At 61.1% G+C, this 15,672-nt stretch carries 15 protein-coding genes; 5 read left to right on the top strand and 10 right to left on the bottom strand.

All coding sequences use genetic code 11. The features are described 5' to 3' along the window. Window positions 1-28 precede the first annotated feature (28 nt). Complete coding sequence (locus tag PQQ86_RS36010; RefSeq protein ID WP_408278267.1) at window positions 29-1,195, top strand: mandelate racemase/muconate lactonizing enzyme family protein; 1,167 nt, start codon at window positions 29-31, stop codon at window positions 1,193-1,195. A gap of 72 nt (window positions 1,196-1,267) precedes the next feature. On the opposite strand, the gene PQQ86_RS36005 is transcribed toward PQQ86_RS36010, so the two are convergent. Both PQQ86_RS36005 and PQQ86_RS36000 read right to left on the bottom strand, forming a co-directional pair. Beyond that, entirely contained in the window at window positions 1,268-2,197 is a 930-nt protein-coding gene (locus PQQ86_RS36005) for a dihydrodipicolinate synthase family protein (protein ID WP_408278265.1), read from the bottom strand. 41 nt (window positions 2,198-2,238) lie between these two features. Continuing rightward, a complete protein-coding gene (locus tag PQQ86_RS36000; protein WP_408278262.1) occupies window positions 2,239-3,237 on the bottom strand; it encodes a 2-hydroxyacid dehydrogenase in 999 nt (332 codons plus the stop codon). Between the two features lie 144 nt (window positions 3,238-3,381). On the opposite strand from PQQ86_RS36000, the gene PQQ86_RS35995 reads away from it, so the two are divergent. Genes PQQ86_RS35995 through PQQ86_RS35985 form a run of 3 tightly spaced genes read left to right on the top strand, consistent with a single transcriptional unit; the run spans window position 3,382 to window position 6,757 of the window. Continuing rightward, the gene (locus PQQ86_RS35995; RefSeq protein ID WP_408278259.1) at window positions 3,382-5,121 is read left to right on the top strand and encodes an IlvD/Edd family dehydratase; all 1,740 of its coding nucleotides are present in this window, start codon (window positions 3,382-3,384) and stop codon (window positions 5,119-5,121) included. A 53-nt stretch (window positions 5,122-5,174) separates the two neighbouring features. Next, window positions 5,175-5,918, top strand: a complete 744-nt coding sequence (locus tag PQQ86_RS35990) for a GntR family transcriptional regulator (RefSeq protein ID WP_408278257.1) — start codon at window positions 5,175-5,177, stop codon at window positions 5,916-5,918. A gap of 32 nt (window positions 5,919-5,950) precedes the next feature. Then, window positions 5,951-6,757 carry an NAD-dependent epimerase/dehydratase family protein gene (locus PQQ86_RS35985; RefSeq protein ID WP_408278255.1) on the top strand — a complete coding sequence of 269 codons (807 nt, stop codon included), beginning with the start codon at window positions 5,951-5,953 and terminating at the stop codon, window positions 6,755-6,757. Window positions 6,758-6,826: 69 nt separating this feature from the next. Here the strand turns inward: PQQ86_RS35985 and PQQ86_RS35980 are convergent, their stop codons facing one another. The 3 genes from PQQ86_RS35980 to PQQ86_RS35970 form a co-directional block, all read right to left on the bottom strand. After that, window positions 6,827-7,528: a fumarylacetoacetate hydrolase family protein gene (locus tag PQQ86_RS35980; RefSeq protein WP_408278253.1), complete on the bottom strand. Its 702-nt coding sequence runs from the start codon at window positions 7,526-7,528 to the stop codon at window positions 6,827-6,829. A gap of 89 nt (window positions 7,529-7,617) precedes the next feature. After that, window positions 7,618-8,577, bottom strand: a complete 960-nt coding sequence (locus PQQ86_RS35975) for an AraC family transcriptional regulator (RefSeq protein WP_408278250.1) — start codon at window positions 8,575-8,577, stop codon at window positions 7,618-7,620. A gap of 66 nt (window positions 8,578-8,643) precedes the next feature. Then, window positions 8,644-9,543, bottom strand: a complete 900-nt coding sequence (locus PQQ86_RS35970) for a LysR family transcriptional regulator (RefSeq protein WP_408278247.1) — start codon at window positions 9,541-9,543, stop codon at window positions 8,644-8,646. A 171-nt stretch (window positions 9,544-9,714) separates the two neighbouring features. Here PQQ86_RS35970 and PQQ86_RS35965 point away from each other — a divergent pair, with 171 nt between their 5' ends. Then, window positions 9,715-10,686, top strand: a complete 972-nt coding sequence (locus PQQ86_RS35965; protein WP_408278244.1) for an amidohydrolase family protein — start codon at window positions 9,715-9,717, stop codon at window positions 10,684-10,686. Between the two features lie 17 nt (window positions 10,687-10,703). Here the strand turns inward: PQQ86_RS35965 and PQQ86_RS35960 are convergent, their stop codons facing one another. Genes PQQ86_RS35960 through oxlT form a run of 5 tightly spaced genes read right to left on the bottom strand, consistent with a single transcriptional unit; the run spans window position 10,704 to window position 15,603 of the window. Next, complete coding sequence (locus tag PQQ86_RS35960; protein WP_408278242.1) at window positions 10,704-11,804, bottom strand: alanine racemase; 1,101 nt, start codon at window positions 11,802-11,804, stop codon at window positions 10,704-10,706. A 35-nt stretch (window positions 11,805-11,839) separates the two neighbouring features. Continuing rightward, window positions 11,840-12,781, bottom strand: a complete 942-nt coding sequence (locus tag PQQ86_RS35955; RefSeq protein WP_408278239.1) for a glutamate cyclase domain-containing protein — start codon at window positions 12,779-12,781, stop codon at window positions 11,840-11,842. A 47-nt stretch (window positions 12,782-12,828) separates the two neighbouring features. Continuing rightward, the gene (locus PQQ86_RS35950) at window positions 12,829-14,130 is read right to left on the bottom strand and encodes an MFS transporter (RefSeq protein ID WP_408278237.1); all 1,302 of its coding nucleotides are present in this window, start codon (window positions 14,128-14,130) and stop codon (window positions 12,829-12,831) included. A gap of 10 nt (window positions 14,131-14,140) precedes the next feature. Beyond that, window positions 14,141-14,320 (bottom strand): hypothetical protein, encoded by a 180-nt coding sequence (locus PQQ86_RS35945; protein WP_408278233.1) that lies wholly within the window; start codon window positions 14,318-14,320, stop codon window positions 14,141-14,143. Continuing rightward, entirely contained in the window at window positions 14,317-15,603 is a 1,287-nt protein-coding gene (gene oxlT / locus PQQ86_RS35940; RefSeq protein ID WP_408278229.1) for an oxalate/formate MFS antiporter, read from the bottom strand. Before oxlT ends, PQQ86_RS35945 begins: the two co-directional genes overlap by 4 nt. Window positions 15,604-15,672 lie beyond the last annotated feature (69 nt).

Below are 15,672 nucleotides of genomic sequence, written 5' to 3'. Positions count from 1 at the left end.
GTTATCTTCTTCGAGTCGATCTACTGCTATGAAACACGTCATCGTTGAACCGGAGCAAACCGAATATCAGACACGTTCGCGGATCGTTTCGGTGGAGGCGCGCACCATCCGCGTGCCGCTTGACCGCCACACTGCATTCTCGACCCGTCTTGTCACTGCGCGCGACTACACGGTCGTACGCGTCACGACAGCCGATGACCACTACGGCATCGGCTTTTGCTACAGCGGCAACCGCGCCGGCATGCTGGTCACGTATGCCGTGCGCGAATTGTTCGCGCCGCTGTTGCGCGGGCGCTCCGCGCTCGATGTCGAAGGCTCGTGGTGCGCCATGTACGACGAGTCGCTGCTGCAAGGGCGCGCCGGCTCGGTCATGCGGGCGCTGTCCATCCTCGATATCGCCTTGTGGGATCGGAATGCACGCGCTGCGGGCCTGCCGTTGAGCCGCTATCTTGGCGGCACATGCAGTACCACCGTGCCGGCCTACGCCAGCGGCGGTTACTACCTCGAAGGCAAAACCCCCGAGCACCTCGGCGAGGAGATGGCGGGCTACGTGGCGCTGGGGTTTCGCGCCGTGAAGATGAAAGTTGGGCGGCTCGATCCGCGCGGCGAGGAAGCGCGGATCAGGGCGGCCCGCGAAGCGATCGGCGACGACGTGCTGCTGATGCTCGATGCCAACAACGCCTGGTCCGACGTTCCGACCGCGCTCGAATACATGCGTCGGTACGAGCCGTTCAACCCGTACTGGATAGAGGAGCCGTTCAGTCCGGACGACATCGAAAGCCATGCGCAACTGAGCCGGCGCACACCGGTGACCGTTGCGACCGGTGAGATAGAAGCAGGGCGCTGGCGCCATCAGGAACTGCTCGACAAGCGCGCGGCCCTGATCCTTCAGTCGGACGCGGCGGTATGCGGCGGGATCAGCGAATGGCGGCGGATTGCGGCGTCGGCCGCGGCCGTGGGTGTGACGATGTGCCCGCACTGGTTCCACGATCTGCACGTTCACCTGGTGGCATCGACGACCAATGCACGCTATGTCGAATTTTTTCCTGACGATCAGGTGCTGAATTTCCGTCGACTAGTGGATACGCAACTGTCGTTCGCAGACGGCAAGCTGACCGTGCCGACTCGTCCAGGCCTCGGCTTCGACTTCGATGAAGCCGCGCTGAACGAATACGCGCTGGACGATTGGGCGTGAAACCGAAGCAGTGAATAGCGAGACAAGGCCGCCGGGTGCGTATGCAACCGGCGGCCTTGCTTCTTCAGGGCATCAGGCGGGGACTTCGACTCCCGGCATCGAGAAGTCGATTTCGCGGAGTGCGGTGGCGAGCGCATCGCACTGCACTGGCGTCAGTTCGACGAGAGGAGGACGTACGATGCCCCAGTCGGGATCGTTCGAATACACGCCGATCGCTGCCTTGAGCGCGGAGATCATCGGGAACTTGGCGAACACCGCACGCGTGGCGTCCAGTGCCGCCTGACGGGCGTCGGCGTCGGCCGATTGCCAGTGACGATACAGCTCCACAATAGCCGCCGGATTGACGTTTCCGGTTGCCGTGATACAGCCGACACCGCCCGCACGCATGGTAGCCAGCAGGAAGTTTTCGTTGCCGGCGAACACGTCAAAGCCTTGCGGCTGGAAGCGCTCGAGCATGGCCTGCGTGTTGCTCCAGTCGCCCGAACTGTCCTTCACGCCGGCGATCACGCCCGGGAAAGCAGCGAGCAGCCGCTCGATGAGCGCGAGGCTGAGCGGCACCTGGGACACGGGCGGGATGTGATACAGATAAATGCGCAGTGCGTCGGAACCCACGCGCTCGACGATCTCCGCATAGGTGCGGAACAAGCCTTCGTCGCTGACGCCCTTGTAGAAGAACGGCGGTAGCGTCAGCACATTGTTCACCCCCAGCGAAAGCGCATGGCGTGTCAGTTCGACTGTGTCCGTGAGTGCCGAGCAGCCGGTGCCTGGCATCAACCGATCGACCGGAATGTCTGCGCCAACCAACGTTTCGAGCAGCTTCATTTTTTCGCTGACGGCGAGCGAATTCGCTTCCGAGTTGGTGCCGAAAACAGCGAGTCCGACATCCTGTTCGATAAGCCATCGGCAGTGACGGACATAGCGGTCGTGATCGGGGAGAAGATCCTTTGTGAACGGCGTGACCACGGGCGAGTAGACGCCGCGGGGCCGGTTGACTGAGGTCATCGCGTGTTCCTTTTGATTGGGGTGGGGGTGTTTCGCGCCATTCAGCCGGCGATCTGTTGCGCGGACGAGCGGGCGTGGAGCGCTTCGGGATTGACACAGGTCGACGAGAGCTGGCCATCGAGTGCTTCGATGAGATTGCGCACCGCGCGCATGGCCATGTTTTCGCGGGTCTGTTGCGTAGCGGAACCGATATGCGGCACCGCTACCACGTTCGATGACTGGAGCAGCGGCGAGTCCGGCGACACCGGTTCGCGTTCGAACACGTCGAGACCGGCGCCGAGAATGCGGCCTTCACGGAGATGCGCGATGAGGGCGGCTTCGTCGACGACCTGTCCGCGAGCACAGTTGATGAGAATGGCCGACGGCTTCATGGTCCCGAGCTCGGCGCTGCCGATTAGTCGCTCGGTGGCGGGCGATAGCGGCACCAGCACGCAGACGAAATCCGCAGTCGCAAGCAGTTCGGGAAGTGGCCGCCATTGCGCGCCGTAGCGTTCCTCTGCTTCAGGGTTGCGGGAGCGATTGGAATAGATCACATCCATGCCGAAGCCGAGGGCGGCGCGTTTGGCGACGGCGCTGCCAATGCGTCCAAGCCCGACGATGCCCAGCGTTTTGTGATGTACGTCGACACCGAATTGCGCCTCGCCGATGGTACGCGTCCACTGGCCGCGCCGCGTCCAGTCGGCGAGTTCGGAAATGCGCCGGGCGGTCGCGAGGATCAGGCTGAACACAAGGTCCGCGGTGGTTTCGGTGACTTCTTCGGGCGTATTCGTCAGAACAATGCCACGGCGCGAGAGTTCGGGGACGTCGAACGCGTCGAAGCCCGCCGAAATGGTCGACGCAACCTGAAGCAGGGGCGCTGCATCGAGGATCTCAGGCGTGATCTTGAGATTGTTGCCGACCATGCCATGAGCCGTGCCCAAGGCTCGCCTGAATGCCGCCAGGTCGCCGGAGGAAACGTCGACCAGCTCGACGGAACAGTGCTCACGAAGAAGCCCCAGCACGGCAGGAGGCAACGAACGATAGGCCACGACATGCTTCATGAAGACCTCGGCGGAATGCTGTTAGAGAGGGTTGATGTGCGGCATCGGCCGCAACAAAAAAGAATCGCTTGCGGACAGACTATAAGTATCGGTAAGATTCTCGTCAATATTATTGATAATCTCATCGAAGATTTAGGAGAAACAATGAGCGAGAAGAAAAGCGGCTTGCGGAAGGGCCTGACGAACTACGGCGATGAAGGTTTCTCGCTTTTTCTGCGTAAGGCGTTCATCAAGGGCGCGGGCTATACGGACGACGCGCTGTCGCGTCCGATCGTGGCCATCGCGAACACCGGAAGTGCCTACAACCCGTGCCACGGCAACGCGCCGCAGTTGATCGAGGCGGTAAAGCGCGGCGTGATGCTGGCAGGCGGGCTGCCTGTCGAATTCCCGACCATTTCGATCGCCGAGAGCTTTTCGCATCCGACCAGCATGTACCTGCGCAACCTGATGTCGATGGACACGGAGGAGATGATCCGGGCCCAGCCGATGGACGCGGTGGTGCTGATCGGCGGCTGCGACAAAACCGTCCCGGCCCAGTTGATGGGTGCAGCGGCGGCGGGCGTTCCTGCTATTCAACTGGTGACGGGCGCCATGCTCACGGGCTCGCATCGCGGTGAACGGGTGGGGGCATGTACGGATTGCCGTCGTTTCTGGGCGAGTTTCCGCGGCGATCAGATCGACGCAGCCGAGATCGAAGCGGTCAACAATCAGCTCGTTGCGACGGTCGGAACCTGTTCGGTGATGGGAACGGCAAGCACGATGGCTTGCATTGCGGAAGCCTTGGGCATCATGCTGCCGGGTGGTGCGTCAGCGCCTGCCGTGACTGCCGATCGCATCCGCATTGCGGAGCGCACCGGCGCGCAGGCCGTGGCGATGATCGGGCAGGACCTAAGTCCGGCGAAAATCCTGACCCCCAAGGCGATCGAAAACGCGTTGCGGGTGCTGCTCGCAATCGGCGGCTCGACCAACGGCATCATCCACCTCACGGCAATTGCGGGCCGGCTCGGCATTCGCATCGACCTTGAGCAACTCGACCAGATGGCGCGTGAAACACCGGTGCTCGTCGATTTGAAACCGTCTGGACAGCACTACATGGAAGATCTGCATCGCGCCGGCGGCCTCACCACAGTCATGCGCGAGATCAAAGGGCTGCTGCATCTCGACGCCCTCACTGTGACCGGCCGTACGCTCGGCGAGGAGCTGGACCTCGCCCCGGCGAGCTTCCCGCAAGATGTTGTGCGCCCGCTTGACCGTCCGATCTTTCCGCAAGGCGGTATCGCGGTGTTGCGCGGCAATCTCGCGCCGGGCGGCGCGATCATCAAGCAGTCGGCGGCGAGCGCCAGCCTGATGGAGCACGAAGGGCGGGCTGTCGTCTTCGAGGACGCGGAGGATCTGGCGCGCCGTATCGACGATCCGGAGCTGGAGGTGGAAGCGCACGACGTACTCGTGCTCAAGCGGATCGGACCGGTCGGTGCACCGGGGATGCCGGAAGCGGGCTACATTCCGATCCCGCGCAAGCTCGGCCGCCTGGGTGTGAAAGACATGGTGCGCATTTCGGATGGACGCATGAGCGGCACGGCATCCGGCACAGTGGTCCTGCACGTCACGCCTGAAGCGGCGATCGGCGGTCCGCTCGCGATCGTACAAACGGGCGACCGGATTCGCCTGAGCGTGGCGGATAGGTCCATCGAACTTGCCCTCAGCGACGAGGAAATTGCAACGCGTCTCGCCGTGCTGCCGGAGCACAACGTCGATCCCGAGGAGCGTGGCTATCGCAAACTCTTCCTGACGACGATCACTCAGGCTGACGAGGGCTGCGACTTTGACTTTTTGCAAGCTTCCCGAATTACCGCGACGGTTCCCGGCGACGGAAACAAGGGTTAAAGATCGCATTTTCGTATAGGCTCGCGGCTTAGATCATTTTGCGGATCCTTTTTATGAGCAATGCTGCCACGCCCAAACGCTCCAATGCACCCACGACGAAGACGGTCGAGCGCGACCGCAATATCGACGAGACGCTGCGCAGCGTCTCGGACGAACTCGAGGAGCAGATCGTCCTTGGCGTTCTGCATCCGCGCGAACGGCTCGTGGAAGACGATCTGTGCGAGCGCTTCAACCTGAAGCGCCACGTGGCCCGTCAGGTGCTGGTGGAGGTGGAGCGGCGCGGCCTCGTGGAGCGCCGCAAGAATGTAGGCGCGGTGGTCAAGTCGTTTACGCCGCGCGAGGTCACTGAACTGTATGCGCTACGCGAACTGCTTGAAGCAGACGCGGCGAGGCGCATCGTTTTTCCGGTCAGTAGCGAGGCGCTCGATGCATTAATGGCAATTCAGGCAGAGCACGACGAAGCAGCCATCGCCGGCGATCTGCGGCGTGTGTTCCGCGCGAACATGGCCTTTCACCATGCGTTCTTTGCGCTGTCGGAAAGCCAGGTTTTAACCGAGGCGATTCACGAATATGAACGCCGCACGCATGCCATTCGTTCAGTATCGATCGTGTTTCCTCAGTATCTGGAGAAGGCTCGCGCCGATCATCACCAGATGATCGAGGCGCTCCGATCCGGCGACCGGGAATCGTTGATCAAGTTATGCCGGGAGCACCTGGTGCCATCGCGCGATGCGTATCTTGAAGCGCATCATCGCCGCTCGGCCGGCTACGCCGTGCAGAAGGGCGAGACCGAATAACCGTATTTATCTGAATCACGGAGAGGGTATCAATGACTCGAGTACTGATTACCGGCGCGGCCGGTCACATTGGACGCGTGCTCCGCGCCGGTTTCCAGGGCCACTATGAACTGCGCCTCGCGGATATTGCGCCGCAGGCGGACGCACAGGCAGGTGAGGAAATCGTGACCGCGGACATCACGCGGCTGGAGGATCTCCTGACGGTCATGCAGGGCGTCGATGTCGTCGTGCATCTCGCCGGCATTCCTGACGAGGATCGCTGGGAACGCATCCGCGATATGAACATCGAGGGTTGCTACAACGTGTTCGAAGCGGCTCGGCAAGCGGGCGTCAAGCGCGTGGTGTTCGCGAGTTCGAACCATGCAGTGGGTTTTCATCGTCGCGACCGGATGATCGACAACAGCGTCGAGCCGCGCCCTGACAGCCGCTACGGCATCTCGAAGGTGTTCGGCGAGGCGTTAGGCCGGATGTATGCGGACAAGCATGGCATGTCGGTTGCCTGCATCCGGATCGGTTCGTTCCGTCCGGACAACCGGCCAACGGCACCGCGCCACCTATTCACCTGGATCAGCCATCGCGACATGGTACAGGTGGCGCGCCGCTGCATCGACTATCCGGACTTTCACTTCGCGATCGTGTATGGCGTATCCAATAACGCGCGCAATCGCTGGGACAACGCCAACGTGCGCTATCTCGGGTTCGTGCCGGAAGACGATGCCGAACTGTACGCGGCTGAGATCGAGGCGATGGGAAAGACGGAAGATGCGCGTGAAGCGCTGTTTCATGGCGGCTTCGGCTGCCTTGTCGAATTCGACGGTGATCCGCTCCGGATCGATTGATCTGCCGTGCGAACAAGCGCGCCCGGTGCGAACCGAGGGGCGCTTTCGCAGAGAGACTCAAGCGTGGACTCAGATGTTCAACGGGCTCACCTCAAAGCTGAAGTTCGCAACGCCATCCACTCCGCCTGCGACCTTGTCGCCTGGGCGTAGTGCGCCGACGCCAGCAGGTGTTCCGCTGAAAATCAGATCTCCCGGCTTCACAGTGACTGCCTGGGAAACGTAGCTGATGATGTCTGCGACTGGCCAGATCATGTCGCTGAGATCGCCTTGCTGACGGACTTCGCCATTCACGGACAACCATATCCGTCCGGTGGAAGGATGCCCTGACGCGGACGCCGGCTTGATCTCGCTCACTGGCGCAGACGCGTCAAAGCCTTTGGCCCAGTCCCATGGGCGGCTCAGTTTCTTTGCCGTCGCCTGGAGATCCCGACGGGTCAGATCGACCCCCACTCCATAACCCCAGACAAAATCGAGTGCGTTTTCGGAGGCGATTGCCTTTCCTTCCTTGCCGACCGCGATGACGAGTTCAATCTCATGGTGCAAGTCGGAGGTAAGGGGAGGGTACGGAAGCACGCCGGTCGCGGGCACGACGGCATCGGCGGGTTTGGAAAAGAAGAACGGAGGATCCCGGTCCGGGTTGGCGCCCATTTCGCGCGCGTGCTCTGCGTAGTTGCGCCCGACACAGAACACGCGGCGCACGGGAAAGCGGCTCGTCGAGCCGCTGACAGCAACGGAAGTGATCGTGGGTGGTGTCACTGAATATTCGGTCATGGTAAGCCTCGGGATTGGCATTGGCCTACCTACGATATCGCCCTGCGAACGCGTCGTGCAGGACAAATCTACTGAACACCAGGACGATCTTACGGTGCTCCTCTACGCGCGGTTGCGCCACCGTTTGGTTGACCCGTACTCCGCTGCATGTCGCGAAAGTCGCTCGGAGATTGACCGACTGACTGACGAAATCGCCGCGAAAAATAGGCTTCATCGCGATAACCGACCAGAAACGCAATGTCCTTGATGCGCCGGTTGTCGTTTGCCAACAGATCCTTTGCACGTGCGATCCGTCGCTCGGTCACCCACTCGACAAATGTCCGGCCCGTCTCCTTCTTGATCAGATGCGCAAGATAGTTTGGCGACAGAAACGCAGCGGCGGCGGCAGAGGTCAGAGACAGTGCATCGCTCGCGAGATGTGCATTGACATGACGGTCCACACGGACCAAAGCGTCTCGTCGGCCGAGTCTTTGGACGTTACGCGAGGAAAGCTGAAGTAGTTGATCCGCGTGTCGCTGGCATACGATCCCGATAAGCTGAAGAAGGTATCCGCGCAAAAGCGCGGTCGAACCAAAACGCCGCGTCTCGTTGACCTCCAGCATGCGTGACAAAACCGATTCGATCTCGGCGAGATCGGCGCCCTCCAGAATGAAGTCGACGTACTCCTGAAGCCTGAATGGCGCGAGTTCGGGTGCCTGCGTGATCGACACGTCCTCGAGGTCCAGCGGATCCGCGATTCCGTCCGTATTGGCGCGTAGAAACGCTTGCGTAAAGTTGATGACAATGAAGCGCGAATGCGCGGGGTGCGGTATCAGATGCAAGCGATGCGGCAGGATAAAGGCGACCGCACCTGCGGGAAAGGGTCGGCGTACTCCACCGATGTGCTGTTCGGTGTCCCCGCCGAGGTTGATCTGAATCTGAAAATATTCGTGCTTGTGCGACTCTTCAATCGCGGGGCGCGACGCCTGGTCGCGTATGTAGAAATCGAGGCGATCGCTTCGCTCGGGCATCGCATAGGTGCGTAATACCGCCGCCGGTAAAGCCTTCATTGCTACATGCTCCAATTGATCAATGGTCGCCGGTGCGTTGAATCCTTACCGGCGCCCTCGCGCCGACTACCCCGGAATCAGCACGCGACTGCGTGTGAGCACCTCTTTTGCCAACTCCACGATCGTATCCGCGCCGCTAAGACATTCTTCCTGATAGGCGACAAAAAACCCTTGCTGAGTGATCGGCCGTTCAGTGTTGAGCACATGAATCAGCCCGGCATCGATCTCGGCGCGCATGATCGCGGGCGACAACACGGCGGCCGCATGTCCGGCCGCGACCAGTCGCGACATCATCGACAGGGAATTACATGAGCTGATGTTGTCCGGATTGCAACCGGCGCTGCGTAACCAGTTCATCACAAGCGAATGATTCGATGACGGTTGCGAGACGGTGATGATCGGCACCGACGCAAGCTCGTCAGGCGCGACATTGCAGTTCGGTACGAGTTGCGGCGACGCAACCCAGTGCAGATCGGTGTAGCCGATGGCAGTCTCGACCACGTGAGGCGCATCGGTGGAATCATTCAGTATCGCTATGTCCAGTTCGTGCGCGCCGAGCTTGCGTCCGAGTGCGACGCCCACATCGATCGTGAGTTCGATCTTCATGTGCGGATACCGCGACTTAAGCTGCGTCAGCAGATCTGCAAGCCCCGCGAGAGCGATGGACTCAATCGCGCCGAGACGTAGAAGCCCGTACATGGGGTCGGTACGCTTCGCAATCTGTTCGAGCCTTTCTGCGAGCCTAAGCATCTGTTCCGCATTGGCGAGTGCATCGTGACCTGCGAGCGTGAGTTCGGATCGGGTCCGGCTGCGCGTGAAGAGCTGCACGCCGAGATGCTCTTCGAACTCCTGGATGCGTGCCGAAATGGTTGGCTGCGTGAGGTGCTGATGACGCGCTGCCGCATGAAATCCGCCTAACCGTGCCACCCAATAAAAGGTTTCAATTTGCTGAAGAGAAATGCGCATGATCGAAGGTTTCTATCAGATGACGTGGCTAACTTTGATTATCTCCCGGAAAAATTGCATGCGTATAGTAGTCCACTCTTTTCGTTGCACCGTAACGTGCTGCGTCGTTGATCATTTTGCAGCGGGACAGTCCGTAGCACCGATTGACCCGTCGGCTTGAGGAGATGCCGCTTGAAGCAAAAGAAGCAAAACCACCGCGATATCCTCCACGGCGGCAAAGACCCTGAGCGCAGCAACCGGACGATCGGCCTCGCGACCACGCCAGCCTCATCCGACGAATCTGCTTTCCGTGAGGAGCGGGCACGCGTCGGCGACATCGGCCAGCCGCGCTTTCCGGTTCCACCGAAGGCGACCGATAGTCATCACCACATCTACGATGCGCGGTATCCGGTCGATCCGTCAGCGCAATTGCAGCCGCCGGACGCGACGGTCGCCGACTATCGCGCGCTGCAGCAAAGGCTGGGCGTCGAGCGACATGTCGTCGTTCAACCGTCGACGTATGGAACCGACAACCGTTGCTTGCTCGATGCCCTGTCACAGTTCGGAAAGACCGCGCGCGGTATCGCGACCGTGCCCGTCAGCGTGACGGATGGTGAGCTGGCCGGTCTTCACGACGCGGGCGTACGCGGGTTGCGCTTTAATTTCGAATACCTGGTCGGCGTCACGGCATCGATGATGGAGCCGCTCTCGAAGCGGATCGAACCGCTCGGCTGGCACATCCAGGTCAACGCCACCGCCCAGCAGCTACTCGCGCATCGGCAGTTGCTGGCGAATCTGTCTTCGCCGCTTGTGATCGATCATATGGGGCAGATCCCGCAACCGGGCGGCGCGGAGCATGCCGCGTTCCGGATGGTCGAGGCGCTGGTGGCCAACGGCCGTACCTGGGTCAAATTGAGCGGACCGTATCTCGTGTCGCAAAGCGGAGCGCCGGTCTACGCCGACGCCGGCATGGTCGCGCTCAGGTTTGCCCAGATTGCAGCGGATAGGATGCTGTGGGGATCGGACTGGCCTCATCCAACGCAAGCGGCCGACAACAAGCCGGACGCCGCTCGCTTGCTGGATGATCTGACGCTGTGGATACCTGATGAATCGACGCGGCATCGAATCCTCGTCGAAAATCCGGCAAGGCTCTACGGCTTCTAGCGTGCGGGCCTCGTTGCCTATCGACGGCTCCCGAGTTGCTCACGCACTTCCCACGACCCTTCGGTGTTAAGCACCATCGCGCTGGGGTAGAGATAAGCAGTCGTGCAAGCATGGCGCGGCAATAGCATCACCCGGTCGCCAACAGCCAGATCGGTGTCCTCGACCACGACGTGCTCTTCGCTCATCATGACGATCTTGCCGTCCCACCGAAAGCGCTCGGCCAGCGGCTTGTCCGGCGAGATGGCCTTCGAGCCCGCATCGAGCGTGGCGGTTGTGCCGTTGCGTGAAATCACCGTTGCCAGGACGTATGCGCTTGGCGTCCAACCGAGCGCGGGCAACTCCATGTCGTGTTGAGCGCTCGAATACGTCCAACTGCCCGGGGATACGAAGTCGGCAAGTGTGCGCGGCCACAGATCGAACGTATAGCTGCCCCCGGCGATGAGCCTCGTCGACAGTCCCTCTGCATCGGCCGCATGCGTCAGCGCCGCCACTTTCTCCACGATGGCGCCCACCTGCGCGCGGCGTACTGCATTGTCGAGATCATGGATATGGCCGTCGTAGACATGCCATCCTCCAAAGCAACCGACTGTGGCCAGATCACGGGCCAATTGCAACGTCGCTGTTGCTATCGGCGCGCCCGTTCTGCCCATGCCGGCATCCAGGTCGATGAGCAGCGCGAGATTGGTCAACGGCGCCCCGTTCGTTGCGATACGCCACGCGGCTACGCCTGCCGCCGAGTCGACGAGCGCGTCCACCCGTGCGGCCGGATGAGCGTGCGCCAGCGCAAGCAAGGTACGGATATGAGCGCGGTTTACGGTCGGATATGCCCACACGACGTGTTTTGCGCCGGCCTCGAGCACCATCGCCACTTCCGCCACGGTAGCGGCCTTGAAAGCGGTTACGCCTTCGCGAATCAGTCTCTTGACGACCCATCCTGCGCGATGCGTTTTCACATGCGGCATGAGCCGTTCCACCCCTCCACACGCGCGGGCGGTCGCATGCAGGTTATCGACAATGCCGCGCTCGGATACGATGAAACACGGTGTCTGCAATTCATCTGGCAAACTGGCTGCCCACGACGGCGCACGTTGGAGAGTGGTACTCGAAAGATCGGACATGGTTGCTACGCTAAAAAATAAAGTGGGTGTCGCGCTCACGCATGCGACGGCGCCGCGAGGTATCCGTCGACGTGCGCCCTGAGCTGACTCAGTACGTGTGCATGCTGTTCCCACGACAACCGGTCGACGCTCATCTTCGGCGTCGCGGGGCGGTCGATGCGGCTATCGTCAACCGCCTGTCCGACGTCGACGGCCGCTGCCAGATACGCCCGGTCGCGCTCCGGCGTGAAGTCGGTGAGCAACCGCGCCGCTGCGTCTCGCGGCGCGACCATTGCCATCGCGGATACCAGACCCCAACCGCCCCAGTTCGAGACGCTGGAAACGATCAGGTAGTCCGCGGGAATGGCTGCGCTGATCAACGGGCCGTTGGGAATGTCGTCGTGGACGATTTCCTCGGGCAGCACGCCCATGCCGATTTCATTGCCACCGTCGCCGATGCCGATCGTGACCCACGGACGCGACCACTCGGGATCTTCGAACAGAAGGTGCAGCGGAGCGGTATCGTCGGACATATCTGCGCCGTACTCACGGTGCGGTTTGCCGTCGCTCGCGGGCGACACCCGCTCGATTGCGATCATATGCGTGATCGGACGTTCAGCCTCGCTTAGCCGGGCTCTCAACGACTTGACCGATGCCGCGCTCACCGAGGTGATCTCGAACGCCACGTCTTTCGGCAATTCCGTGGTGACTGCCCAGACGGCCTTGCAGCATGGCGCATCCGAGATCACTGTTACTGGTATGCCGAGGTTCGAAAGTGCGGCGGCCAGATGGGCCATGCCGCCCAGCCCGTCCGTCTCCGGCGAGGGCGGCACGGCATTGCGTATGAAGAAACCCGTCACGATACCGACGTGGGCGTTCGGTGTGCCGATGATCGAACGTGCGGCCGCTTCCAGCTGACCTTCAACGAACCGTTTCATGCGGCCAATGTCGCGGCGGACGGTTTGGCCAATGATGTCTTCGACTTTTGCTATTCCCATTTTCCGATCTCAGTAGCAACGTTGTTCATGAGAGGCGCGGCGTTCGCTCAGACCGGAATCTTCGTTTCATAATCGATTCCGACCGAACAGACCAGCAGGCCGACGCCCATTGCGGCGAAACACATCAGCGCAAGGAAATAGGAGCCCGTGAACTGAACGATCGCGCCGATCGCAATCGGGATCACCATGCCGCCGATATTTCCGCCGAAGTTGAGCAGCCCACCGAGCGTGCCCACCTTGTTGCGCGAGGCGAGCATTGCGGGGATCGACCAGTACAGTCCGCCCCACCGTAGAAAGAAGAGCGTGATGGACAGCAGGATCACGACCATCGTCGGGCTCGTCGCATGTGCCACTGAAAACACCGCAATCGTGGCAACCACCCCAGCGATACCGAAAATCGTGCGCATGACGCGGTTCGGCGCGGCGCCGCTGGCGAGCCACTTGTCGGCGACGTAGGCACCGAAGAGTTCGCCAATGAAACCGCAGAAGAAGATCACGAAGCTGGCACCGCCCATTTGCTGAATGTTGAAGCCTTGCACTTTCTGAAGATAAGTGGGCATCCAGGTCAACAGGCCGTAGTAAAGCGTCGTGCAACACATGAAGCCGACGAACATCAGCAACACTGAGCGATACCTGAAGAAATCGAGCGAATTGCCCGACAGGTTTTTCGCCTCCTTTTCATCTTCCTTCCGCCGGGCATGCTCGATGTGTTCCGCTTCGGCTTCATTGACCCCGGAGTGTTCGCGCGGTTGATTCTTGATGTAGTACCAGGCGCCGATGCCGCACAAGACCGTGCCTACGCCGGCAATCGCGAACGCTGCGCGCCATGAGTGTGCGACTACGATCAGCCAGGTGATCAGCACTGATCCGAGCGCCGCGCCGAGCGGCGAGCCGCCATCCATCAGCGATGCACCGCGCACCCGCTCATGCTGGGTGAGCCACATCGCATTGAGCGCACCTCCTGCCGAAGCGACGGGCGCTTCGGCCACACCGAGTCCGAGCCTCGTAGCGAGCAGAGTCATTGCATTGGTCGTCAACGCGCCTAGACCCTGGAAGGCACCCCAGAGCAAAGTGCACAACGCGAGGACGAGCCGCGGCTTGAAGCGGTCGACGGCCATGCCGCCAGGAATCTGCATCAGCGTGTACGACCAGAAGAAGGAACTCATAATGAGGCCTTGCATGACCGGCGTAAGCGTGAACTCGCTTGCGATCATCGGCATCGCGACGGACAGGGATGCACGATCGATGTAGTTGACCGTTACCAGCAGCAACATGATGAGAAAAATCTTCCAGCGAACCGATGTCTTCGGCTGGGCGTACGCCACGACCGCTGCGGGTGCTCTGCTCATGCCTGTTCTCCTAATCCGCCGTTTGAATGTCAGACACACGCCCGGCGCGTTGCGCATCGGCGATGGATGAACGGTCATCTGCCACGCTGCAGGCGGCCGTTTCGTGCTGGTTAAAAATGAGTATAGGTGCGCGAATCTGAGTGGAGATAATCGAAAATGACCCGCGCAATCGATAGAAATCGCTGATCATGGGTGCACGTTTCCAACAAAGCGCGCGCGCTTCGGTTTCAACATGAACATCGCAAGCGCGGCGGTACTCAGGTCGAGCACAATTGCACAGCCGAACACCGGCACCCAGCTGCCGGTGTGCTGATGCAGCAGCGCGGCCAGCGGACCGCCGAAGATCGATCCGATGCCGAACGAGATGTAGAGCCAGCCATAGTTGGCGGTGGCATAGCGGGTACCAAATGTATCGGTCAGGGTTGAAGGGAACAGCGAAAAAATTTCGCCCCAACCGAAGAACACCACGCCGGACAGCAAGACGAACAGGACCGCGTTGTCGCGCGTCAGCAGCCAGAGCGTCATCGCCACACCTTCCAGCGCGAACGCGAAACACATCGTGTTTTCACGCCCCAGGCGATCCGAGATCCAGCCGAACAGCGGACGGGTCAGGCCGTTCGTGAAGCGGTCGATTGTCAGTGCCAGCGGCAACGCGGCGAGCCCGAAGACCAGTACCTTGCTGACGCCGAAGTCAGCGGCGAAGCTTGCCATCTGCGACGTAACCATGAGGCCCGAGGTAGACATCATCGTCATCATCAGGAACATCAGCCAGAAGAGCGGCGTCCTGAGCATCTCGGATGGGCGGTAGTCGCGCGTCGCGACCGCTGTCCGGGATACTGCCGAGCCGATACTGTCCGCCGCAGGCGGTACCCGCAGACCCTGCGAGGCGAGGAGACCGATCACTGCGAAGATGATGCCGTACAGCCACAGCGTGGATTCGACACCGTGCGTTGCCAGCGATGTTGAGATTGGAAAGGTGGTGACAATGGCGCCCATGCCGTAGCCTGCGGCCGCTACACCGGCGGCGAAACCGCGTCGATCGGGAAACCAGCGAACCACGAATCCCACCACGCCGACGTAGACGATGCCGGTACCGAGACCACCGACGCAGCCATACGTGAGGTACAGCATCGACGTACTGTGCGCGTACGAAGCGAGCACCCAGCTCAGGCCTGCCAGCAACGTACCGATCGAGATCAGCCTGCGCGGCCCGAAACGATCAATCAGGGCGCCCTGGAATGGTGAAAAAAATGCTTGCAGTAGCACTAGCAGTGAGAATGTCACCTGCAGTTCCGGCAGCGCGATGCCGAGTTTGGCCATGAGAGGCTTCGTCATCAGCGTCCATACATATTGCGGACTCGAAATCGTCATCATGCAAACAAGGCCGAGTCCGAGCTGGATCCAGCGGGTATGCCGGGCTGTTTGCGCGGCGGGTGAGGCGGCGCCTTTCAGTGATTGCGTGGGGGTGTTCAAAGTGCTTCTCCGCTCTGGATTGAAAGATCGACAGATGGACGGACGTGCGCCGTCCTTACTGTCGGCGCG

Origin of the sequence: Paraburkholderia sediminicola (assembly GCF_046026675.1) — a bacterium.
GTDB lineage: Bacteria > Pseudomonadota > Gammaproteobacteria > Burkholderiales > Burkholderiaceae > Paraburkholderia > Paraburkholderia sediminicola_F.
Note: the sequence above shows the minus strand (reverse complement) of the source record. Positions and strands in the feature narration are given on the sequence as shown.